We start from the raw sequence: 19,930 nt of genomic DNA, 5'->3' as shown, positions 1-19,930 counted from the left end.
CTGTCACCCGCCGGGTCACACCGGCACGCCCCCTTCCCCGGGGCGCGGGCCCGGCGCGGCCAGCGGCGGGGGCGACAGCGCCGGGTCCTCGGGCGCGTCCATGAGCAGGGCGATCGAGCGGGCCCAACGGGCGTCCTCGTCGGGGGCGTCGGGGTCGGCGCAGCGTATGCGGAGGCTGCGCAGTCTGCGGTGGAGTCCCTCCGCCGTGGTGGCCTCGCACACCAGTCGGGCCGCCTGCTCGTGGAACTCCTCGCAGTCGTCGTGCTCTCCGGTGCAGCACCGCCAGATGACGACCGCGTGCCCGGCGGCGAGGGCGGCCTCCAGCGCGGTCGCGCCGGGGCCGTGCGCGACGGGTCCGCAGTAGACGGGGACGGCGGACGGGTCGGCCTCCAGGAAGCGGGCGTACGCCGCGGCCCGGCTCTCCGGCCGCCGTGCGCCGTGGCCGGGGACGGGCACCTCGCGGCGCAACGGCACGGCGGTCAGGGGGCCCCGGCCGGCGCCGCGCCAGCGGGTGTGCCACTCGGGGAAGGCGGGGTGGTCGCGGCGCCGCCGGTCGCGGACGACGACGACGCGGCGCTGGCCGAGCGGCAGGGCGTGCGGGTCGAGCGAGTCGTCGGCGGCGCCGGGCGGGGTGAGCCGCCAGGAGGCGACGGGCTCGTCGAACAGCTCGCGGGGCAGGACGAGTTGGAGCGCGGCCAGGTGCTCGCCGACGTCGCTCTGGCGCAGCGCCTCGGCGAGCGGCTCGCGCAGCGCCTCGCGCAGCGCGGCCCGGGGGACGCCGCGGGCGTCGTCGCACAGCGGGGTGACGCGGTTGTTCTCCCCGAGGAGCTTGATGCGCCAGGGGTAGCGGTCGCCGTACATCAGGGGGTCGATCTCCACGAGGACGTCGGCGCGGGCGCGGCCGGTCCCGCGCTCGGACGCGACGGCGCCGAGGCGGACCTTGTGGAGGGAGACCTTGTCGCCGGGGGGCCGCCGGCCGGGCTCGGCGGAGCGCTCCGAACCGCCGTGCAGGAGGCGGTGGATGTCCTTGCGGACGGCCTCCTGGAGCTCGTCGGCCTGGATGACGAGCCAGTCGGCGAGGCCGCCGAGCGGCTTCTCGTCGGCGGGGTGCCCGAGGCGGCTGACGGCGGCGGCGACCCGGGCCGCGTACAGCAACACGGCCTCCAGCTCCAGGTCGCGCGGCGGGCCGCCGGGGCGCTCGGCGCGGTCGGCGGCGCCGTCGCGCAGGTCGTAGAGGAGGCCGACGCCCTCGCGCCAGGTGCGCGGGTCGTGCTCGACGCCCGGCTGGTAAGGGTCCTGCAGGACGCGGGTCTTGACCTCGTCGACGAGGGACATGACCTCGCCGGGGCCGGCCGGCTGGGTCAGCTCGGCGAGGCGGGCGAAGAGCTGGGTGCGCAGGACGGGGGTGAACCCGCCGGTGGTGCCGCGCAGTTGCCGCTGGAGCCCGGTCCAGCTGCGGCCGGAGCCGATGGTGCGGTAGTGCCGCAGGTGGTAGCGGTCGTGGGCGCGGACGAGGGCGTGCAGCCGCTCGCGGCCCGGGCGTTCGTTGGCGAGGGCGCGCAGGGCGGTGACGGGGACGGCGAGGCCCGCGGTGCCCTCGCCGCGGCCCTTGCTCACGCCGATGACCGCGCCCCGGCCGGTGTCCAGCACCGGGCCGCCCGAGCAGCCCGCGACGGGGATCTCGCCGCGCATCAGCATCGCGGAGCCGCTGCTGTCGCCGCCGGTGGCCATGCCGGTGCCGTAGCGCCAGCCCAGCTCGCCGAACTCGCGGGACCAGCCGTAGAGCGCGACGGGGGCGGGGACGACGGCCGAGCGGTCGCTCAGCCACAGGCACTCGGCGTCGGCCGCGCCCTCCACCTCGACCAGCGCCAGGTCGGGCAGCGGCCAGCGGCCCGGCGGGGCGCCGCCGGGGCGCGGCGGCGGCAGGGCGAGGACGACCCGGCCCGCCAGGGTGCGCTCCCGCCAGTCGGTGACGTCGAGGGCCGCGCCGCCCCGCAGTACGCCGTCGCCCCCGTTCGCCACGACGTGGGCGCAGGTCAGCACCCAGCCCGGGGCGACGAAGAAGCCGCTGCCCCAGAACCGGTCGTCGTCCCGCCCGGCGCCGGGGGCCGAGATGCGGACGACGGACCGGCGCACGGTGGCCTCGTGGGGGCTCAAGGAGCGCTGGGGGTCACGGGCGTCCGGGGGGCGCCGCCGTCGGCGTCCTCGCCCGGGCCGCCCTCGGTCCAGGTCAGCGTCACATTGACGGACGCCTTGCCGCCCCCGTCGGCGATCATGCTGATGACCTGCCCCGACTGGGCGGACAGCTCGATGCCGAACTCGACCTTGACCTCCTGCGGCCGTGCCGCCGCGAGGCCCGTGCGCAGCGAGCCCACGACCCCGCGCACGACGTCCGACATGCCGCTCGCGAGCCGTGCGACCCGGCGCGCGGCGCTGGAGTCCTGGTAGCCGCCCGCGCCCGGCGCGCGCAGCTCCTGGGCCTCGCTGATCCTGGCCCAGACGACCGTGCCGTCGTCGAGCCGCACTTGGGTGATCCCGTCCGCCACGTGCGCGTCCCCCCGCCGTCCGGTGCACCCCGAGGGTGCAGCCCCGTGTGATGCAGCAGGCTAGTCCTCGGGTCTGACAGACGCGAGAGGCCATGGCCAACGCCGCCTATCCTGGGACTCCCGGAGCGCCCGGGGCCGACCGGGACCGCCGACGGCCGGGACCGCCGGAACGACCCGAACCACCCCAGACGGAGAGAGCGTTGTACTTCACCGACCGCGGCATCGAGGAACTGGAGAACCGACGGGGCGAGGAGGAGGTCACCCTGGGCTGGGTCGCCGAGCAGCTGCGCACGTTCGTGGACCTCAACCCGGACTTCGAGGTTCCGGTGGAGCGGCTGGCGACGTGGCTGGCGCGGCTCGACGACGAGGACGACGAGTAGAAGCGGGCGGGGGCGCCCGGGGGAAGCGCCCTGAGGGGGCGCGCCGAAGCCCCCCGGGCCGCGCTCCGGCCTATCCGCGCCCCGCGCGCCACCGGTCGTAGAGCAGCGTCAGCGCCCCGTCGGTGACGAGCGCGACGCCCGCCGCGCGCCATCCGCGCCGCGCGCACCGGCGCGACCAGACGAGGAGCGCCGCGCCGACGGCGACCTCGGCCGTCCCGAGCGCGCGGGCCCGCGGTCCGCGCGTCCAGACGCCGAGCGCCCCGCGCTCCGCCGCCCGCCAGCCCGGCCAGTCCACCGGCTCGGCCCCCGGCAGCGCCCCGGCCGCCGCGCACAGCCGCCCGGCGTCCGCGCCCGGGATGACCCCGGGCCCGAGGTGGAGGCCGGCCCGGGCCAGGACCGCGACCAGTCCGAGCACCCGCGCCGCGGCGTCCGCCCTGTCGTCGCCGCCGTCCTGCTCGATCAGCCGGTCGAGGGCCGCGCCGTCCAGTACGGGATCGAGGCCCAGCCGGGCCCGCAGGGCGGTCATCGCCTCGTGCCCGCCGAGCGGGGTGCCGTCCGCCAGCCAGGTGTGGCCGACCGTCCGCCGCAGGCCCGCCGCCACCACGAAGCCCGCCCCGTCCGCGTCCCACCACAGGCCGACGACCGGCCAGTCGCCGTCCGCGGTCAGCGCGTGCGCCCAGTCCGCCGTGACCGCGGCCGGGTTGGCGCCGTTGTCGCGCCAGGACTCCCCGGCGGGGACCAGGACGCTCCACCCCTCGCCCGCCGGGGCCATGAGCAGCGGCCGCCGCAGGAGCTGCGCGGAGGGTCGTACGCGGTCGGGCGCGGCCCGGCAGAGCAGCAGGACTCCCGCCGCGGGGGTGTGCGCCGGTGGGTGATCGATAGCGGACATGCGTCCACGCTATGCCACGCCGGGACCGCTTGACTTCGCACAGCCGCGATATATCGTGTTTCGCAGAGACACGATAAGACGCGATATGTTGCGTAGGGGCGGGGCGGCCGGCCGGTCCCCGCCGCCCGCCGCCGCGTCCCTCTCCCCAGGAGGCCCAGATGCCGACACCGCCGGAGTGGTCGCTGACCGCACCGCAGAAGCTCACCTTCGAGGAACCGGTCACCGCGCTGAACGTGCGCCTCGTCAAGGGCACCCTCAACATCGTCGGCACCGACTCCGGGCCCGCCCGGCTCGAGCTGACCGCCGTCTCCGGGCCGCCGCTGCGCGTCACCCTGGAGAGCGGACTGCTGACCGTCGGATACGAGGACCTGCCCTGGCGCGGCCTGCTCTCCTGGCTCGACCGCCCCGGCCGGCGGCGCAGCGTCACCGTCACCCTCACCGTGCCCACCGCCACGCGGGTCGAGGCCGGCGTCGTCGCCGCCTCGGCCGTCGTCTCGGGCGTCACCGGAGCCACGGACGTCCGCGGCGTCACCGGCGACGTCACACTCGTCGGCCTCGGCGGGCCCGTCCGGGCCGAGAGCGTCGCCGGCGCCCTGGAGGCCCAGTCCCTCGCCGGCGACCTGCGCTTCAACTCCGTCTCCGGCGACCTCACCCTCGTCGAGGGCCGCGGCGGCGCCGTCAGGGCCGAGACGGTCAACGGCAGCATGGTCATCGATCTCGCCGAGGGCACGCGCCCCGCGCTCGACCTGACCACCGTCTCCGGCGACGTCGCCCTGCGGCTGCCGGAGGCGACGGACGCGGACGTGGAGGCCACCACCGCGACCGGCCCCGTCTCCTGCGCCTTCGCGCCCCTGTCCGTCAACAGCCCCTGGGGCCCCAAGCGCCTCTCCGGCCGGCTGGGCGCGGGCGGCGGACGGATCAAGATCTCCACCATCTCCGGCGCCCTCGCCCTGCTGCGCCGGCCCGAAGCGGCCGAAGCACCCGAAGGGAAGGTCCTGTAATGGCACCCGTCTTCGCCCACGGCAGGCTGCGCCTCTACCTGCTCAAGCTCCTCGACGAAGCGCCGCGCCACGGGTACGAGATCATCCGCCTGCTGGAGGAGCGCTTCCAGGGCCTCTACGCGCCCTCCGCCGGCACCGTCTACCCCCGGCTCGCCAAGCTGGAGGCCGAGGGCCTGGTCAGCCACGCCACCGAGGGCGGCCGCAAGGTCTACTCCATCACCGGCGCCGGCCGCTCCGAACTCGACGGCCGGCGCGGCGAACTGGCCGAGCTGGAGCTGGAGATCCAGGACTCCGTCGCCGCCCTCGCCGCCGACATCCGGGAGGACGTCCGCGACGCCGCCGGTGACCTGCGGCGCGAGATGCGGCGCGAGATGCGCGAGGCGGGCGCCGCGTTCGGCGACCCCCTCGCCGCCGCGAAGGAGGAGTGGCGGGAACAGGCCCGCCGCGCCCGCGAGGACAGCCGCCGGGCCCGCCAGGAGGCCCAGCAGGCCCGGCGCCAGGCCCGGCGCGTCCAGGAGAACGCGCGGGACGAGGTGCTGCGCATCAAGGAGCGCGTGCAGGAGCAGGTGCGGGAGCACGCGCGGCGCGGGGACTGGCCCACGGGGCTGGTGGAGGGCGTCAACGCGCTGGCCCGGGAGCTGGGTTCACTGGCGGGCGGGGGCCGTGACGGATCGCGGCCGGCGGCCGCCCCGGACTGGGCCTCCGTGGACGACTCCGCGTCCACGGATCCGGTCCGCGATCTCGACCGGCTGCTCGACCGCTTCCGGGACGGGATCCGGGACGCGGCCCGGGACCATGGCGTCACCGCCGGTCAACTGGCGGAGTGCCGCGGGTACTTGGCGGAGGCGGCGGAGCGGGTGGAGGCGGTGCTGAGGGGGCGCTAGCCGTGGGGCGCGGGGCGCCCGGGCCGGGCCCCGCCCTCCCCTCCGGAGGAGGGCGCCCCTCGCGCGCCGCCGCGGCGTCATCGAGTGCCGGACGGGCCGGTCACCGTCACCCTCACCAGCGCACCCGCCCGGAGCGCCCGCAGAAACACCCGGCCCCGCTCCCCCGAGCGCACCACCACCGGCCCGGCGACCTCGAGACGCCCCCGCCCGACCGACACCTCGGTCACCCCCGTACCGCCCGTCACGTACTCCAGCCGGAACCGCCCCTCGTCGTAGGACAGCCCCCGCACCGCCCCCGCCACGGCCACCGCGTAACCCCCCACGGTCCGCTCCTTGTTGGGCCGGAACCGCCCGCCCTCGTCCACCGCGCAGTACCCGCCGCCGTAACACCACTCCCACCCCGCCCACCCGCTCCCGTACCGCCCCAACGACCGCAGCGCGTCGGCGTAGTACCGCGCCATCCCCGGCAGCGAACTGTCCGGCGGACCCCACTCCCCCACCACCACGGGCACCTGCCGCTCCCGCGGATAGCGCACGACGGCCGCCTCGTACGCCGCCACCCAGCCGGCCGACGGGTCGTAGTCCGCGCCCGTCTCCATCGCGGAGTTGTAGAAGTGCGGCGCGTAGACGACCTTCCCGGCGGGGTCGTGGATCCGCCCCAGGGCCGTCGGGACGCCCTCGCCCACCACCGGCGTCGGTTCGACGAAGAGCCAGTGGCGCCGGTCCCCGTCGGCGGACCGGATCGCCGCCGCCAGGCGGTCGTACATCGGCGTCACCTGCGTCGACTCCACGCGCCGCGCCGCGTCCGGCAGGTGCTCGCCCGGCCGCATCCTCCCCATCGGCTCGTTGATCAGGTCGTAGCCGAACACCGCCGGATGGCGGCCCAGCCGTCCGGCCAGCACCGCCCACATGCGCTCCTGCGCGCGCCGCAGGTCGGGGTCCTCGTAGAGGTGCTCGAACGCGGCCTGGACGCCGGGTTCGAAGTATTCGGCGAACCAGTCGCCGGGGTGCGGCCGCCACGGCAGCCCGTCCGTCCGCGTCGCCCACTCCGGAATGCCCCGGTGCCCGCCGAACGCGGGCCCGTAGACGTCCTGGTGGGCGTCGATGACGACGCGGATCCGGTACCGCGCGGCCCAGTCCAGCACGCGCTCGACCTTCCGCAGGTAGCGCTCGCTGTACCGCCCCGGGCGCGGTTCCAGGTCGTCCCAGAAGACCGCGAGCCGCGCGAAGTCGAAGCCGTGGCCGGCCATGTCCCGGAGGTCGCGCTCGGTGATGGCCGAGAGGGCCGCGTCGCCGCGGTGCTCCTTGTCGGCGAGGTTCCAGCCGCGCAGGGTCAGGGCCCGGCCGTGCTCGTCGGTCAGCGGCGGGATGCCGTCACCGGGCACGGCGGCGGCGGGAGAGGGAAGCAGCAGCGTCAGCGCGAGGACAAGCCCCGCACCCCACAGGCGTCTCGTCCGCATCCCACGGTCATACCGTCACGACGACCTTCCCGAACAGCTCGCCCCCGGCCATCCTTTCGAACCCCTCGCGCACCCGGTCGAGCGGCAGCACCGAGTCGATCACCGGCCGGACGCCGGTGGCGGCGCAGAAGTCCATCAGGTCGGCCAGTTCGTCCTTGGTGCCCATGGTCGAGCCGACGACCTTGAGCTCGTGGTAGAAGATGCGCGTGAGTTCGGCGGCGGGCGGGTTGGGGCCGCTGGTGGCGCCCGAGATGACGATGACGCCGCCCGGCTTGAGGGACTTGACCGAGTGCGACCAGGTCGCCGCGCCGACGGTCTCGACGATCGCGTCCATCCGGTGCGGCAGCCGCGCCCCCGCCTCGAAGGCGGCCTCGGCGCCCAGTTCGACGGCGCGGCGCCGCTTGGCCTCGTCCCGGCTGGTGGCGAAGACGCGCAGCCCGGCCGCCGCGCCGAGCACGATCGCGGCCGTGGCCACCCCGCCGCCGGCCCCCTGCACCAGGACGCTCTGGCCCGGCCGGACGCCCGCGTTGGTGAAGAGCATCCGGTACGCGGTGAGCCAGGCGGTCGGCAGACAGGTGGCCTCCTCGAAGGAGAGCTCCTCGGGCTTGGGCAGCAGGTTCCAGACGGGGACGGAGACCCGCTCGGCGAACGCGCCCTGGTAGCGCTCGGTGAGCAGGGAGCGCTTCTCGCCCGGCGCGACGCCGTGGCCGGTCTCGCCGATGACGGAGTGGACGACGACCTCGTTGCCGTCCTCGTCGATCCCAGCGGCGTCGCAGCCGAGGATCATGGGCAGGGCGCCCTCGTCGATCCCCACGCCGCGCAGCGTCCACAGGTCGTGGTGGTTGAGGGAGGCGGCCTTGACGGTGACGGTCGTCCAGCCGGGCCGCCGCTCGGGCTCGGGGCGGTCGCCCAACTCGAGTCCGCTGAGCGGCTGGTCGCGGTCGATACGGGCGGCGTAGGCGGCGAACATGATCCGAACCTAGCCCCGCACGGCGCCCACCGTCCAGGGTGCGCTCCCCCAACGGCCGTATCCGCGGCCGGAGGCACTCCGTCCCCGTTGACCGGCCGCGCCCCCGCGGGGTTGGCTGCCCCGGCCCACGTCCGAGCGGCACCCCGGAGGGGAATCATGCGTTCCAGACGAATCGCCGTGCTCGCCGCGGCGCTTGGGGCCTGCGCCGCCGCCTTGCCCGCGGCCGTGCCGGGGGCCGCGCCCGGCGCCTCGGCGCATCCCCGTCCCCGCATCGAGCGGGTGAGCGTGGCGGCGGACGGCACGCAGGGGAACGCCTCGTCGTCCGAGCCGGCGATCAGCGCCGACGGACGCTACGCGGCGTTCCTCTCCCGCGCCACCACGCTGCCGCCCGACGCGCCGCACACCCGGAAGCTCTACCTCAAGGACCTGCGGACCGGGGCCGTCGAGCAGGCCAACGTGGGGAACGGGTCCGATCCCGGCCTGCGTTGGGTGGACGCGTTCTCGCTCAGCGCGACCGGCCGGTACGTCGCCTTCTCCTCCACCGCCGAGCAGAACGGGCCCGGGCACGTCACGGACCAGCACGTCTACGTCCGCGACCGGCTGACCGGCCGGACCGAGCCCCTGCTGGGCGCGGAGAACGGCAAGGGCTACGCGACGTCCCCCGCGATCAGTGCCGACGGACGGTACGTCGCCTTCACCTCCGACCGCACCGATCTCGTCCCCGGCGGAGGGTCGCGCGAGTGGCACGTGTACGTGCGGGACCGGCGGCGGCACACCACCCGGCGGGTGAGCGTCGCCTCCGACGGCAGCCCGGCGAACGCGCTGTCGCACTGGCCGGTGATCAGCGCCGACGGCGGCCGGGTCGGCTTCCACTCGCCGGCCGACAACCTGGGGGCGCCGAGGACCCATTCCTGGCCCTCGTCCAGCTTCTACGTCCACGACCTGCGCACCGGTCGCACCCTGCCGGCGGCCCGGACCCGGGACGGCAGGGCGGCCGAGACGGTGCTCCGGGCGAGCCTCGGCCCGGACGGGCGGTACGCGGCCTTCTCCTCCGCGACCCCGGGCATCGTGCCGGGCCCGGCCCATGGCACGACCGGCGTCCGGGACTGCTACGTCACCGACCTGCGCACCGGCTCCACGCGGCGGGTGAACCTGGCCCGGGACGGCTCTCCGACCGAGGGCGACTGCTCGGACCCGGTCATGGCGCCGGACGGCCGCCGGGTGTTCTTCACGTCGGACCCGGACGGCATCGTGCCGGGCTCCCCCGGCCGGCGGGGCGTCTACGTCCGGGACCTGCGCACCGGCGTGACCGAGCGGGTGGACGTCTCGGCCGAGGGGGCCCAGGGCGACGCCGCCTCGGGCAACATCTCGGTCGACCGGTCGGGGCACCGGGTGCCCTTCGACAGCTGGGCGCGCAACCTCGTCCCCGGCGACACGAACGATACGGGCGACGTCTTTCTGCGCCGGCTGCCCTGACCGGTGGCCGGCCGTCCTGCCCGACGCTCGACTCTCCTGACCGCGGCGCCTGTTGTGACCGGCGGCCGGCTGCTGTACCCGGCGGGGCCTGTTGTGACCGGCGGCCGCCGCCCCGGCGTGCGGTCGCCCGCCCCCGAACAGCGGTCGCCCGCCCGGCCGGAGCGGTCCGCGGCGGACCGCTCCGGCCGGCACCGGCATGGGCGGCCCCCCGCAGAAGGGGCCGGACACCCCCGGGCGTCCGGCCCCTCCCCCACGCGTGCCTCAGCGGCGCGCCACGCCGTCCCGGCGCGCGGCCTCGGCGACGGCGGCCGTGACCGCCGGGGCGACCCGCTCGTCGAACGGCGACGGAATGACGCACTCCGCGCTCAGCTCATCGGCGACCACCGCCGCCAGCGCCTCCGCCGCCGCCAGCTTCATGCCCTCGGTGATGCGCGAGGCGCGCACCTGGAGGGCGCCGGCGAAGATGCCGGGGAAGGCGAGGACGTTGTTGATCTGGTTCGGGAAGTCCGACCGGCCGGTCGCGACGACCGCCGCGTACTTGTGGGCGACGTCCGGGTGGATCTCCGGCGTCGGGTTGGCCATCGCGAAGATCAGCGCGTCCTTCGCCATGGTGGCGACGGCCGGCTCGGGGATCGTCCCGCCGGAGACGCCGATGAAGACGTCCGCGCCGTTCAGGGCGGACTCCAACGAGCCGGAGAGACCGGCCTTGTTGGTGAAGCCGGCCAGCTCGCGCTTGACCTCGGTGAGGTCCTCGCGGTCGGCCGAGACGACGCCCTTGCGGTCGCACACCGCGACGTCGCCGATGCCGGCCTCGACGAGGATGCGGGCGATGGCGACACCGGCGGCACCCGCGCCCGAGATGACCGCGCGCAGGTCGGCGAGACCGCGCCCGGTGAGCTTCGCCGCGTTGCGCAGGGCGGCGAGGGTGACGACGGCCGTGCCGTGCTGGTCGTCGTGGAAGACCGGGATGTCCACCCGCTCCTGGAGCCGGCGCTCGACCTCGAAGCAGCGCGGCGCCGAGATGTCCTCCAGGTTGATGCCGCCGAAGGAGGGCGCGAGGCGGGCGACGGTGTCGACGAGCTCGTCCACGTCGCGGCAGTCGAGCGCGAGCGGCACCGCGTCCACGCCGCCGAACTGCTTGAAGAGGATGGCCTTGCCCTCCATCACCGGGAGGGACGCCTCGGGCCCGATGTCGCCCAGGCCCAGGACCGCGCTGCCGTCCGTGACCACGGCCACGACCTGGGACTTCCAGGTGTAGTCGTGGACCAGCTCCGGCTGCTCGGCGATAGCGCTGCACACCTTGGCGACGCCCGGCGTGTAGGCGAGGGACAGGTCGTCCTTGTCCCGCACGGGCACGGTCGCCCGGACGGCCATCTTGCCGCCCCGGTGCAGGGCGAAGGCCGGATCGAAGGGCTCGTCCGTGCCTCCCTCGCCTGCCGTGCTCTCGCTGCGAGGGTTGACGATCTCCGCTGCCACTTTATTAGACCCCTTTGTCGTAATTTCCATCGAGGGTAGCCGCCCCCGGTTGCGAGGCGGCGTCGGGCATGCGTCCGGAACCCGGCCCCGCGGTGGTCCACGAAGCGGAACGGCCGCGCCACGTGGGGCGCGGCCGGGGTGGTACGGACACGCGGGCGCGCCGCACAACGCGCCCTGGCCCCGGGTACGGGGTGTAACCGCCCTTTCTACCGGATGAGCGCTACGGCCGACGAGTGAGATCCGCGGATGTGCGCCACGGCACGTGCGGGCCCGCGGGCGGGCGGTGCCGGCCGGTGCCCCGCGTCCAGGAAGTGAGACGAGGAGCCCGTGAGATGCGTCTCGTTCAAGATCCCCACCGAAACGGTCACCGGTGCTCCACAACCCGAACAATCCGCTCCAGGAACAGGGTCATCCCGTTATCCGATTTTGACATTGCGAGCCCCCCGAAGGGTGTAGTCCAGATGGCAAGATGCCCCAAACACCCGAGGTCGCGGCCGCCGGAAAAGTGTGCTCACGGCCGTGGGGTGCAGATCGCGTGAAGTCCGTGTGAAGAGTCGGCTATCCCCTCACCCGCAGGAGGAACCAGCAATGACCGCAAGCACCACCCCTCGCCCGGCCGCCGCCAGGAACCGCTCGGCCGCCGCCGGCGCGATCGCGGTCGCCGGCGCCCTCGCCCTCGTGCTGACCGGCTGCGGCGACCAGACCAAGAACCACCCCAAGGACGGGGACGGCTCCTCCGGCTCCGCGGGCGCCTCCGCCCCGCTCTTCGACAAGCTGCCGCAGTCGGTCAAGAGCTCCCGGGTCGTCCGGGTCGGCTCCGACATCGCCTACCCGCCCGTCGAGTTCAAGAAGGACGGCAGGACCGTCGGCATGGACCCCGACATCGCCGACGCGATCGGCAAACAGCTCGGCGTCCGCTTCGAGTTCAACAACGCCACCTTCGACACCCTCGTCGCGGGCCTGCGCTCCAAGCGCTACGACGTGGCCATGTCGGCCATGACCGACACCAAGGACCGCCAGAACGGGATCGACCCCGACACCAAGAAACAGGTCGGCCAGGGCCTCGACTTCGTCGACTACTTCCAGGCCGGTGTCTCCCTCTACACCCCCAAGGGCAAGACCCAGAGCATCAAGGGCTGGTCGGACCTGTGCGGCAAGAAGGTCGTGGTGCAGCGCGGCACGGTCTCGCACAACCTCACCAAGCAGCAGTCCGAGAAGTGCGGCGACGACAAGAAGATCTCCATCGAGGCGTTCGACACCGACATCCTCGCCCAGACCCGGCTGCGCAGCGGCGGCGCCGACGCCGCGGCCAGCGACTTCCCGGTCGCGGCGTACGCCGTGAAGACCTCCGGCGGCGGCAACGACTTCGAGATCGTGGGCGACCAGGTGGAGGCCGCCCCGTACGGCATCGCGACCGCCAAGGACCAGACGCAGCTGCGGGACGCCATCAAGGCGGGCCTCGACAACATCATCAAGAACGGCGAGTACGCCAAGATCCTGGACAAGTGGGGGGTCTCGGCGGGGGCCGTGAAGGAGGCCAGGATCAACGGTGGCTCCTGACCCCGCCCCTACCGCTCGCTGAAAGGCCCCCTCCGTGACCATCGACACCGACAAGGGCCGGGAGCCCGAGGACGAACGGCCGTCCGCCGCTGCCTCCACCGCCCCCGAGACCCTGAAGGCCATCCCCGTACGGCACTTCGGCCGCTGGGTGGCCGCCGCCGTCGCCCTCGCCGTCCTCGCCCTCCTGATCAACGCGTTCGCCCAGGGCAAGCTCAACTGGGGCGCCGTCCCCGACTACTTCTTCAACGCGGACATCCTCAAGGGCGTCCGCAACACCATCACCATCACCATCCTGTCGATGGTGCTGGGCGTCGTCCTCGGCATCGTCCTCGCGGTGATGCGGCTGTCGAAGAACCCGGTGACGTCGGCCGTCGCGTGGTTCTACATCTGGTTCTTCCGCGGCACCCCGGTCTACGTGCAACTGCTGCTCTGGTTCAACCTGGGCCTGGTCTTCGAGTTCATCAACCTCGGGCCGATCTACAAGGACTACTGGTCGTCCTTCATGACGCCGTTCCTGGCGGCGCTGCTGGGCCTCGGCCTCAACGAGGCCGCGTACATGGCCGAGATCTGCCGGGCCGGCATCCAGTCGGTCGACGAGGGACAGACCGAGGCCGCGCACGCGCTGGGCATGAGCCACGCCAAGACGCTGCGCCGGGTGGTGCTGCCGCAGGCGATGCGGGTCATCGTGCCGCCGACCGGCAACGAGTTCATCAACATGCTCAAGACCACCTCGCTGGTCATCGCCGTGCAGTACTACGACCTCCTGCAGTCGGCCACCAACATCGGCCAGACCTCCGGCGCCACGGTCGAGATGCTCATCCTCGCCGCCGCCTGGTACCTGGTGCTCACCAGCGTCCTGAGCGTCGGCCAGTTCTACCTCGAACGGCGCTTCGCGCGCGGCTCGTTGCGGCAGCTGCCGCCGACGCCGTGGCAGAAGGTGAAGGCCAACCTCCTGTCCCTCAGCAACCGCAGCGCCGTCGGAGGTGGGGCCGCATGACCGCCATGGTGAAGGCCGAGGGCGTCCACAAGTCCTACGGCCCCGTCCAGGTCCTCAAGGGGATCGACCTGGAGGTCGCCCCGCGCGAGGTGTTCTGCCTCATCGGCCCCTCCGGCTCCGGCAAGTCCACCTTCCTGCGCTGCATCAACCACCTGGAGAAGATCAACGGTGGCCGGCTGTACGTGGACGGCGAGCTGGTCGGCTACCGCCAGCAGGGCAACAAGCTCTACGAGTTGAAGGACCGCGAGGTCGCCGCGCAGCGCCGCGACATCGGCATGGTCTTCCAGCGCTTCAACCTCTTCCCGCACATGACGGCCGTGGAGAACGTCATGGAGGCGCCGGTCCAGGTCAAGCGCGAGACCAAGTCGGTGGCCCGGGAGCGGGCGCTGAGGCTGCTCGACCGGGTCGGCCTGGCCGACAAGGCCGGCAACTACCCGTCCCAGCTCTCCGGCGGCCAGCAGCAGCGGGTGGCCATCGCCCGGGCCCTGGCCATGGAGCCCAAGCTGATGCTCTTCGACGAGCCGACCTCGGCGCTCGACCCGGAGCTGGTGGGCGACGTGCTCGACGTGATGCGCTCGCTCGCCGAGGAGGGCATGACGATGATCGTCGTCACGCACGAGATGGGCTTCGCCCGCGAGGTGGGCGACTCGCTGGTCTTCATGGACAACGGCGTGGTCGTCGAGGCGGGCAACCCGCGGGACATCCTGACGAATCCGCAGCACGAGCGCACGAAGTCGTTCCTGTCGAAGGTGCTGTGACGGACGGATCGCCCGTCCCCGGCGGCGGCGTGCGGACGCGTTGTCCGTACGCCGCCGTCCTGCGGTGCCGCCCGCCGTACCGGGTGTAATACCCTGCGTACAACGACATCCATTACCGCTCGCGCGCCCGGCACCCCAGGGCCGACCTCAGAAAGACCCCATCGTGGAACTGTCCTCCTACTCGGACCACGCCGTCCGCCTGGTCAACAGCGAGGATCCGGTACGCGGCACCGACTCCCTGACCTCGGTGGAGGCGGCCCGGACGGCGCTGTTCGCCCCCGGCTCGCAGCTGGCCCGCCGGCTCACCGACGGCGACGTCGGCCGGCTGCGCGGTGTCCGCACCCGGCTGCGCGCCGTCTTCGAGGCCGCGGCCGAGGGCGACGAGGTGCGGGCCGTGGACCTGCTCAACGCGCTGCTGATGGAGTACCCGGTCAGCCCGCAGATCTCCGGCCACCGCCACCGCGACGAGGACGGCCGCCCCCTGTGGCACATGCACATCGCCGACCACGCCGCCAACTCGGCGGCCGGCTACACGGCGACGGCCTGCATGGGCCTGGCCGTGCACCTCACCGAGCTGGGCGTGGACCGGCTGGGCATCTGCCAGGCCGCGCCGTGCCGCAACGCCTACCTCGACACCTCGACCAACCGCTCGCGCCGCTACTGCTCCGACCGCTGCGCCACCCGGGCCAACGTCGCCGCCTACCGGGCCCGCAAGCGGCGCGAGAGCGCCGGCCCCAGCAGCCCCGGGGAGCGCACCGGCCGCACGGCCGACGCCAGCCAGGACAGCACCGCGGCCGCCGAGCGCTGACCGGCCTGCGGCGGCGGCCGCAGCCGCGCCCAGGCCCGCGCCACGACGAGCTCGTCGGGCACCGCGCCGAACTCCCGGCTGTCGTTCTCGACCAGCGGGTTGTCACCCGTCACCCACCAGCCGCCGTCCCGCCGTTCCACGGCGCGCTTGACGATCAGCAGGTCCTGCCGGAAGGGGTGCCGCAGCACCACCACGTCCCCCGGCCGGACGCTCGCGCCGTACTGGACGACGAGCTGGTCGCCCGGGTTCAAGGTCGGGACCATCGACGGGTTGTAGACCTCGGCCAGCCCGATCCGCAGCAGTCCGCGACGCTCGCGGTCCAGCCCCGTCCCGCGGTCGTCCAGTCGCTCCTGCACCTCGGCACCTCACTCCCGGTCCGTGTTCCCTCTCCAGAGTGACACCCGTCTTTTGTCCTAGGCCCCCCGGGGCGCCCGGGAAAAGCCTTCCCGCACCGAGTAATCTCGCACCTGAGAAGACGATCACGAGGAAGGACAGCACCACTATGCTTTCCCGCCTGTTCGCCCCCAAGGTGAAGGTCAGCGCCCACTGCGACCTCCCCTGCGGCGTGTACGACCCGGCCCAGGCACGCGTCGAGGCCGAGTCGGTCAAGGCCATCCAGGAGAAGTACCAGGCCAACGAGGACCCCCACTTCCGCGCCCGCGCCACCGTCATCAAGGAGCAGCGCGCGGAGCTGGCCAAGCACCACGTCTCGGTGCTGTGGAGCGACTACTTCAAGCCCCCGCACTTCGAGAAGTACCCCCAGCTGCACCAGCTGGTCAATGACACCCTGAAGGCCCTGAGCGCCGCCAAGGCGTCGACCGACCCGAAGACGGGCGAGAAGGCGCTGGAGCTCATCGCCGAGATCGACCGCATCTTCTGGGAGACGAAGAAGGCCTGACCTTGGCTTAAGCCATGTGACCTGCGGTTTCTTTCTCCGCAGGGTCAGCCGGTCCGCACCCGGTCCGCAGGACTCCGAGCACGGAGTCCATGACGGACCGGGTGCGGTCGTCTTCGCCGGGCCACAAGTGCGCATAGATCCGCAGGGTGATGACCGCGGAGGCGTGGCCGAGGACCACCTGCACCTGCTTGACGCTGGCGCCTCCGGCGATGACCGCCGAGGCGAAGAAGTGCCGCAGGTCGTGGGTCACCAGGTGCGGCAGTTCGACGCGTTCGCGCCTCTCCTGCTCGGCCGCCTTGTTCTCGGCCTCTTGGAGCGCCTTCCGTGCGCAGTTCCACTCGTTCTTCCAGCGGCGGTAGGTAAGTGGAGCCCCCTCCTCCATCGTGAAGAGCCACCCCTTGGAGGGCCGCTTGGCCAGGTGGTCGATCAGAGCGTCCGTCACCACCTCACCGATGGGCACGGTACGGCGGGACTTGGCCGTCTTGGGCGGGCAGATTGCCCCGGCCTGGTTGCGCTGCCGCTCCACGCGCACGGTCCCGCGCTTGAAGTCGATGTCGGAGACCTTGAGACCGAGCACCTCCCCGATACGGAGACCGGATCCGGCCAGCAGCACGACGGCCGCCGACAGATACGACGGCATCGTGTCCACCATCTGCTGCACCTGCGCGACCGTGGGCGGCACGATCTCCTCGTCCGGCATTGGCGGCAGCGTGATGCGGCGACAGGGGCTGGCCGGTATGACCTTGTCCTCGACGGCGGCGGTCATCAGCCGCACGAGGACGTCGTAGACGTTGCGGACGCTTCCCGGGCCGAGCTGCTCGGCCAGCTTCTTGAACATCACCTGGATGTCGTGGCGCCGGATCGCCGCCATCGGCCGGGAGCCCAGCGCCGGGATGATGTGGACACGGAGGGCGTTGTCGGTGATCCGCGTGACCGCCTCGCCTGCGATCGCCGCCCCCTGCCACTTCGCGGCGAAGGCTTCGAGGGTTATTCGGCCAGCGCGGGGGTCGACGTACTGGCCGGTGACCATGCTCGTGGTGACCTCGTCGAGCCAGCGCTGGGCATCGAGCTTGCGGTCGAAGTGACGGGCGTGCTCCTTGCCGTCGAGGTCGCGGTAGCGGGCACGCCATTTGCCGTTGGGGCGCTTCTGGATGTTGGCCAAGTGGGGTTCCTCCCGGAGGATCAGTGGTGATAGCCGCCGGCCTCGATGTGCTCGGTGAGGCTGCGGGCGTCGTGCTCGTCGCCCATGAGGCGAAGGCACTGTTCGTGCATGGCCCGTGAACTGTCGGGCTGGGCCTGGATGTGCTCGGCGACTGCGACGACGGCGTGGTGCAGGCGGTCTTCAGCGTCGCGTGTCTCGTAGTACGCCTCGACGGCTTCCTGCACGAGCCGCCGACCATTGACGTCCAGCCCCTCCAGGGGCGGGGACATGAGCTCTTCGAGAGGCAGCTCGAAGACGCGCGCGAAGGCGAGCGCCTCGTCGACGTTGATGCGGCGGCGTGGGGTGCCGTTCTCGATCCGCCAGACAGCGGTCTGGTTCAGCTTGACGCCGGCCTTGGTCACCCGCTCCGCAAGTTCCGTCGTGCTCCACCCTCGGACCTCGCGCTCCAGCGCTACCCGCGCCGCGATGTTGCCCTCGCTGTAGAGCAGCGGCACTTCGCCGCCGCCTGCCTTGTCGTCTGTCATCGCGCTCCCTCATCGACCGTCGCTATCCGGATTGAAACATGACCTACCCGATTTGGCTAACCGGCGATCGCCGAGTACATCTATGCATACCGAAACGTCGTCTAGTCGATTGGGAAGGCCGCATGGGATATCTGACCACCGCTGAGGTTGCCGAGCGCTACCGCACAGCGGAGAGCACGGTCCGCTACTGGCGCCAGGCGGGGAAGGGGCCGCGCGGCGTCAAGATCGGGAAGTGTGTGCTGTACGCCGAAGCCGAGCTGCTGCGCTATGAGCAGACCCTGGCTCAGGGCCAGGACGAGTGGGGCCTTGCCGTATGAGACGCCGACAGCCCCGGACATGGCATCGGCCCCCGGCGCGCCAACGCCGAGGGCCGAGGATTCCTCAACCCATCGCCCTTACCTGAACGATCGAACCGCTGAGGGACGGGACCTTGCCCGTCCTGCCCCTCACCAGAGAGGAACATCTATGGAGGACTCTATGTCCCCGATCCCATCGAACACCTCCCCCGGAGTCGTATGGCCGGAGGTCGCGGTCCCCGGCCAGGGCATCCCTTGGCGCAACGCGGACCAAGCGGGGTCGCGGTCCCCTGCCACACGCGCTACGGACCAGGCGCCGGAGGGGACGGGCCAGCCTGTCGGCGATGCTCGGACGGGGATTCCGGTCGAGGACCAGGCGGAGAGTTCCGGTCAGCCCGTCCCCGGATCCGGTCCCCGAATTCCGGACGCGCCGGCCACGCTCCAAGCAGGTGGCGGGGACCACGGTCCCCACGACTCTGCGGAGACCGCCGCCCCCGGCAGCGGATCGGGGACCGGGGACCGCACCGACGAGAGCGGCGAGGCGGCCGACAAAGGAGCCGTGCTGCTGGACGAGCTACGTGCGGCGATAGGTCGGTACATAGTGCTGCCGAGCGAAGAGGCGTTGACTGCGGTCACGTTGTGGGTGACGGCCAGCCACATCCAGCCTGCCCTCCAGCACGCACCCCGCCTGGCGGTGGTCGGGCCGACCAAGGGGTGCGGAAAGTCCCGTGTCCTGGACGTACTTCACGAGACCGTGTACCAGCCGATGATGACGGTGAACACGTCCCCGGCGGTGGTCTTCCGCGTCATCGGCAAGAACCCGCCGACGCTGCTGGTGGACGAGGCCGACACCATCTTCGGCCCCAAGGCGGGTGAGAAAGAGGACCTGCGCGGGCTGCTGAATGCCGGGCACCAGCGCAACCGGCCCGCCTGGCGGATCTCGGGGCCGGAACACAAGCCGACCGCATTTCCCACCTTCGCGATGGCCGCGCTCGCCGGGATCGGCGACCTGCCGGACACGATCATGGACAGGGCGGTCGTGATCCGCATGCAGAAGCGCAAGCCCGGCGAGCGGATCATCCCGTCTCGCTCGCGGTACTCCGTGCCCGAGTTGAACGCGCTGCGCGACCGGCTGACCGCATGGCTGGGCCCGCTCCGTGGCACCGCCGCTCGCCTGGTGCCCAGGATGCCGGTCGAGGACCGCGCCGCGGACACCTGGGAGCCCCTGATCATCGTCGCCGACCTGGCCGGCGGTCACTGGCCCGCCCAGGCCCGTGCCGCCTGCTTGGCGATGACCCGGCACGAGGTCGTCCAGGACGAGCAGACCACCTTGAAGACGCGGCTGCTGCGCGACATACGCCGCATCTTCGAACAGGAGGGCAACAAAGAGGCCCTGCGTACCCAGGACCTGCTGGCGGCTCTCATCACGGATACCGAATCCCCGTGGCCGGAGTACGGCACCAAGGGCCTGAACGCCTACCACTTGGCCAACCTCCTGCGGGACTTCGACATCAGCCCGGCCAACTACCGCTTCGAAAACGGCAAGCAGGCCAAAGCGTACATGCGCAACAGGTTCCTCGATGTCTGGGCGCGTTATTGCCCCGAACCGTCGCAGGAGGCTCCCGCGCCCGTATGCCCGGCCCGGGGCACGCCGCCCACCACACCGGCAGGGTCGCTTCCCATCGGCCCGCCCGGCGGCACCGCTGGCCCCAAGCGCGCCCGCTGACCCACCCCGGGTCCGTCTCAGTCCGTCGCGTCCGTCCCCGCGCAGGTCAGCGCGGGGACGGACCTCTTGGCCAAGACGGATCTCTCCGTACCCACAGCCGAGTCCGTACCTGCCCTGAC

20 protein-coding genes are annotated in these 19,930 nt (G+C 72.9%); 11 read left to right on the top strand and 9 right to left on the bottom strand.

What is annotated here, in order from left to right; translation table 11 throughout:
* Nucleotides 1–15: 15 nt before the first annotated feature.
* Both AC230_RS33030 and AC230_RS32055 read right to left on the bottom strand, forming a co-directional pair.
* Nucleotides 16–2,157, bottom strand: a complete 2,142-nt coding sequence (locus AC230_RS33030; protein ID WP_198535540.1) for a VMAP-C domain-containing protein — start codon at nucleotides 2,155–2,157, stop codon at nucleotides 16–18.
* A complete protein-coding gene (locus tag AC230_RS32055) occupies nucleotides 2,154–2,546 on the bottom strand; it encodes a CU044_2847 family protein (protein ID WP_107082148.1) in 393 nt (130 codons plus the stop codon). The genes AC230_RS33030 and AC230_RS32055 overlap by 4 nt, the downstream gene beginning before the upstream one ends.
* Before the next feature lie 200 nt (nucleotides 2,547–2,746).
* On the opposite strand from AC230_RS32055, the gene AC230_RS16630 reads away from it, so the two are divergent.
* Nucleotides 2,747–2,926: a DUF6104 family protein gene (locus tag AC230_RS16630; protein ID WP_004937694.1), complete on the top strand. Its 180-nt coding sequence runs from the start codon at nucleotides 2,747–2,749 to the stop codon at nucleotides 2,924–2,926.
* Nucleotides 2,927–2,996: 70 nt separating this feature from the next.
* Here the strand turns inward: AC230_RS16630 and AC230_RS16625 are convergent, their stop codons facing one another.
* Nucleotides 2,997–3,815, bottom strand: coding sequence for a hypothetical protein (locus tag AC230_RS16625; protein ID WP_049716942.1), 819 nt, complete (start codon nucleotides 3,813–3,815; stop codon nucleotides 2,997–2,999).
* A 158-nt stretch (nucleotides 3,816–3,973) separates the two neighbouring features.
* Between AC230_RS16625 and AC230_RS16620 the strand changes: the two genes are divergently transcribed.
* Entirely contained in the window at nucleotides 3,974–4,816 is an 843-nt protein-coding gene (locus tag AC230_RS16620) for a DUF4097 family beta strand repeat-containing protein (RefSeq protein WP_049716941.1), read from the top strand.
* A complete protein-coding gene (locus tag AC230_RS16615) occupies nucleotides 4,816–5,700 on the top strand; it encodes a PadR family transcriptional regulator (protein ID WP_049716940.1) in 885 nt (294 codons plus the stop codon). Before AC230_RS16620 ends, AC230_RS16615 begins: the two co-directional genes overlap by 1 nt.
* 77 nt (nucleotides 5,701–5,777) lie before the next feature.
* Here the strand turns inward: AC230_RS16615 and AC230_RS16610 are convergent, their stop codons facing one another.
* Together AC230_RS16610 and AC230_RS16605 are read right to left on the bottom strand one after the other, a co-directional pair.
* Nucleotides 5,778–7,160, bottom strand: a complete 1,383-nt coding sequence (locus tag AC230_RS16610) for a glycoside hydrolase family 5 protein (protein WP_049716939.1) — start codon at nucleotides 7,158–7,160, stop codon at nucleotides 5,778–5,780.
* A gap of 7 nt (nucleotides 7,161–7,167) precedes the next feature.
* Complete coding sequence (locus AC230_RS16605; RefSeq protein ID WP_049716938.1) at nucleotides 7,168–8,130, bottom strand: zinc-binding dehydrogenase; 963 nt, start codon at nucleotides 8,128–8,130, stop codon at nucleotides 7,168–7,170.
* Between the two features lie 156 nt (nucleotides 8,131–8,286).
* On the opposite strand from AC230_RS16605, the gene AC230_RS16600 reads away from it, so the two are divergent.
* Nucleotides 8,287–9,606, top strand: a complete 1,320-nt coding sequence (locus AC230_RS16600) for a TolB family protein (RefSeq protein WP_078871290.1) — start codon at nucleotides 8,287–8,289, stop codon at nucleotides 9,604–9,606.
* 261 nt (nucleotides 9,607–9,867) lie between these two features.
* On the opposite strand, the gene AC230_RS16595 is transcribed toward AC230_RS16600, so the two are convergent.
* Entirely contained in the window at nucleotides 9,868–11,082 is a 1,215-nt protein-coding gene (locus AC230_RS16595) for an NAD(P)-dependent malic enzyme (RefSeq protein WP_049716936.1), read from the bottom strand.
* Nucleotides 11,083–11,670: 588 nt separating this feature from the next.
* On the opposite strand from AC230_RS16595, the gene AC230_RS16590 reads away from it, so the two are divergent.
* The 4 genes from AC230_RS16590 (at nucleotide 11,671) to AC230_RS16575 (ending at nucleotide 15,205) form a co-directional block, all read left to right on the top strand.
* On the top strand, nucleotides 11,671–12,642 hold the full coding sequence (locus AC230_RS16590; RefSeq protein ID WP_049716935.1) for an ABC transporter substrate-binding protein: 972 nt from the start codon (nucleotides 11,671–11,673) through the stop codon (nucleotides 12,640–12,642).
* A 34-nt stretch (nucleotides 12,643–12,676) separates the two neighbouring features.
* Nucleotides 12,677–13,639: an amino acid ABC transporter permease gene (locus tag AC230_RS16585; protein ID WP_049716934.1), complete on the top strand. Its 963-nt coding sequence runs from the start codon at nucleotides 12,677–12,679 to the stop codon at nucleotides 13,637–13,639.
* The gene (locus tag AC230_RS16580; RefSeq protein ID WP_049716933.1) at nucleotides 13,636–14,397 is read left to right on the top strand and encodes an amino acid ABC transporter ATP-binding protein; all 762 of its coding nucleotides are present in this window, start codon (nucleotides 13,636–13,638) and stop codon (nucleotides 14,395–14,397) included. Before AC230_RS16585 ends, AC230_RS16580 begins: the two co-directional genes overlap by 4 nt.
* Nucleotides 14,398–14,560: 163 nt before the next feature.
* Nucleotides 14,561–15,205 carry a CGNR zinc finger domain-containing protein gene (locus AC230_RS16575; RefSeq protein ID WP_049716932.1) on the top strand — a complete coding sequence of 215 codons (645 nt, stop codon included), beginning with the start codon at nucleotides 14,561–14,563 and terminating at the stop codon, nucleotides 15,203–15,205.
* On the opposite strand, the gene sodX is transcribed toward AC230_RS16575, so the two are convergent.
* Nucleotides 15,097–15,561 carry a nickel-type superoxide dismutase maturation protease gene (gene sodX / locus AC230_RS16570; protein ID WP_049716931.1) on the bottom strand — a complete coding sequence of 155 codons (465 nt, stop codon included), beginning with the start codon at nucleotides 15,559–15,561 and terminating at the stop codon, nucleotides 15,097–15,099. The genes AC230_RS16575 and sodX overlap by 109 nt on opposite strands.
* Nucleotides 15,562–15,707: 146 nt before the next feature.
* On the opposite strand from sodX, the gene sodN reads away from it, so the two are divergent.
* The gene (gene sodN, locus AC230_RS16565) at nucleotides 15,708–16,103 is read left to right on the top strand and encodes a superoxide dismutase, Ni (RefSeq protein WP_049716930.1); all 396 of its coding nucleotides are present in this window, start codon (nucleotides 15,708–15,710) and stop codon (nucleotides 16,101–16,103) included.
* A 7-nt stretch (nucleotides 16,104–16,110) separates the two neighbouring features.
* Here sodN and AC230_RS16560 read toward each other — a convergent pair whose 3' ends face one another.
* Both AC230_RS16560 and AC230_RS16555 read right to left on the bottom strand, forming a co-directional pair.
* On the bottom strand, nucleotides 16,111–17,265 hold the full coding sequence (locus AC230_RS16560) for a tyrosine-type recombinase/integrase (protein WP_049716929.1): 1,155 nt from the start codon (nucleotides 17,263–17,265) through the stop codon (nucleotides 16,111–16,113).
* Between the two features lie 20 nt (nucleotides 17,266–17,285).
* Complete coding sequence (locus tag AC230_RS16555) at nucleotides 17,286–17,789, bottom strand: helix-turn-helix transcriptional regulator (protein WP_049716928.1); 504 nt, start codon at nucleotides 17,787–17,789, stop codon at nucleotides 17,286–17,288.
* A gap of 122 nt (nucleotides 17,790–17,911) precedes the next feature.
* On the opposite strand from AC230_RS16555, the gene AC230_RS16550 reads away from it, so the two are divergent.
* Both AC230_RS16550 and AC230_RS16545 read left to right on the top strand, forming a co-directional pair.
* Nucleotides 17,912–18,106, top strand: a complete 195-nt coding sequence (locus AC230_RS16550) for a helix-turn-helix transcriptional regulator (RefSeq protein ID WP_049716927.1) — start codon at nucleotides 17,912–17,914, stop codon at nucleotides 18,104–18,106.
* A 538-nt stretch (nucleotides 18,107–18,644) separates the two neighbouring features.
* Nucleotides 18,645–19,811: a DUF3631 domain-containing protein gene (locus AC230_RS16545; protein ID WP_049717069.1), complete on the top strand. Its 1,167-nt coding sequence runs from the start codon at nucleotides 18,645–18,647 to the stop codon at nucleotides 19,809–19,811.
* The last annotated feature ends 119 nt before the right edge of the window (nucleotides 19,812–19,930 follow it).

Origin of the sequence: Streptomyces caatingaensis (assembly GCF_001187435.1) — a bacterium.
GTDB classification, from domain to species: domain Bacteria; phylum Actinomycetota; class Actinomycetes; order Streptomycetales; family Streptomycetaceae; genus Streptomyces; species Streptomyces caatingaensis.
This window is presented reverse-complemented; position numbering and strand designations above follow the sequence as displayed.

What these genes read in the sequence shown, in the direction of transcription:
- AC230_RS16580 (WP_049716933.1), top strand. Translation starts at nt 13,636, where the DNA reads ATGACCGCCATGGTGAAGGCCGAGGGCGTCCACAAGTCCTACGGCCCC.
- AC230_RS16555 (WP_049716928.1), bottom strand. Translation starts at nt 17,789, where the DNA reads ATGACAGACGACAAGGCAGGCGGCGGCGAAGTGCCGCTGCTCTACAGC.
- AC230_RS16550 (WP_049716927.1), top strand. Translation starts at nt 17,912, where the DNA reads ATGGGATATCTGACCACCGCTGAGGTTGCCGAGCGCTACCGCACAGCG.
- AC230_RS16605 (WP_049716938.1), bottom strand. Translation starts at nt 8,130, where the DNA reads ATGTTCGCCGCCTACGCCGCCCGTATCGACCGCGACCAGCCGCTCAGC.
- AC230_RS16625 (WP_049716942.1), bottom strand. Translation starts at nt 3,815, where the DNA reads ATGTCCGCTATCGATCACCCACCGGCGCACACCCCCGCGGCGGGAGTC.
- AC230_RS16590 (WP_049716935.1), top strand. Translation starts at nt 11,671, where the DNA reads ATGACCGCAAGCACCACCCCTCGCCCGGCCGCCGCCAGGAACCGCTCG.
- AC230_RS16615 (WP_049716940.1), top strand. Translation starts at nt 4,816, where the DNA reads ATGGCACCCGTCTTCGCCCACGGCAGGCTGCGCCTCTACCTGCTCAAG.
- sodN (WP_049716930.1), top strand. Translation starts at nt 15,708, where the DNA reads ATGCTTTCCCGCCTGTTCGCCCCCAAGGTGAAGGTCAGCGCCCACTGC.
- AC230_RS16620 (WP_049716941.1), top strand. Translation starts at nt 3,974, where the DNA reads ATGCCGACACCGCCGGAGTGGTCGCTGACCGCACCGCAGAAGCTCACC.
- AC230_RS16610 (WP_049716939.1), bottom strand. Translation starts at nt 7,160, where the DNA reads ATGCGGACGAGACGCCTGTGGGGTGCGGGGCTTGTCCTCGCGCTGACG.
- AC230_RS16600 (WP_078871290.1), top strand. Translation starts at nt 8,287, where the DNA reads ATGCGTTCCAGACGAATCGCCGTGCTCGCCGCGGCGCTTGGGGCCTGC.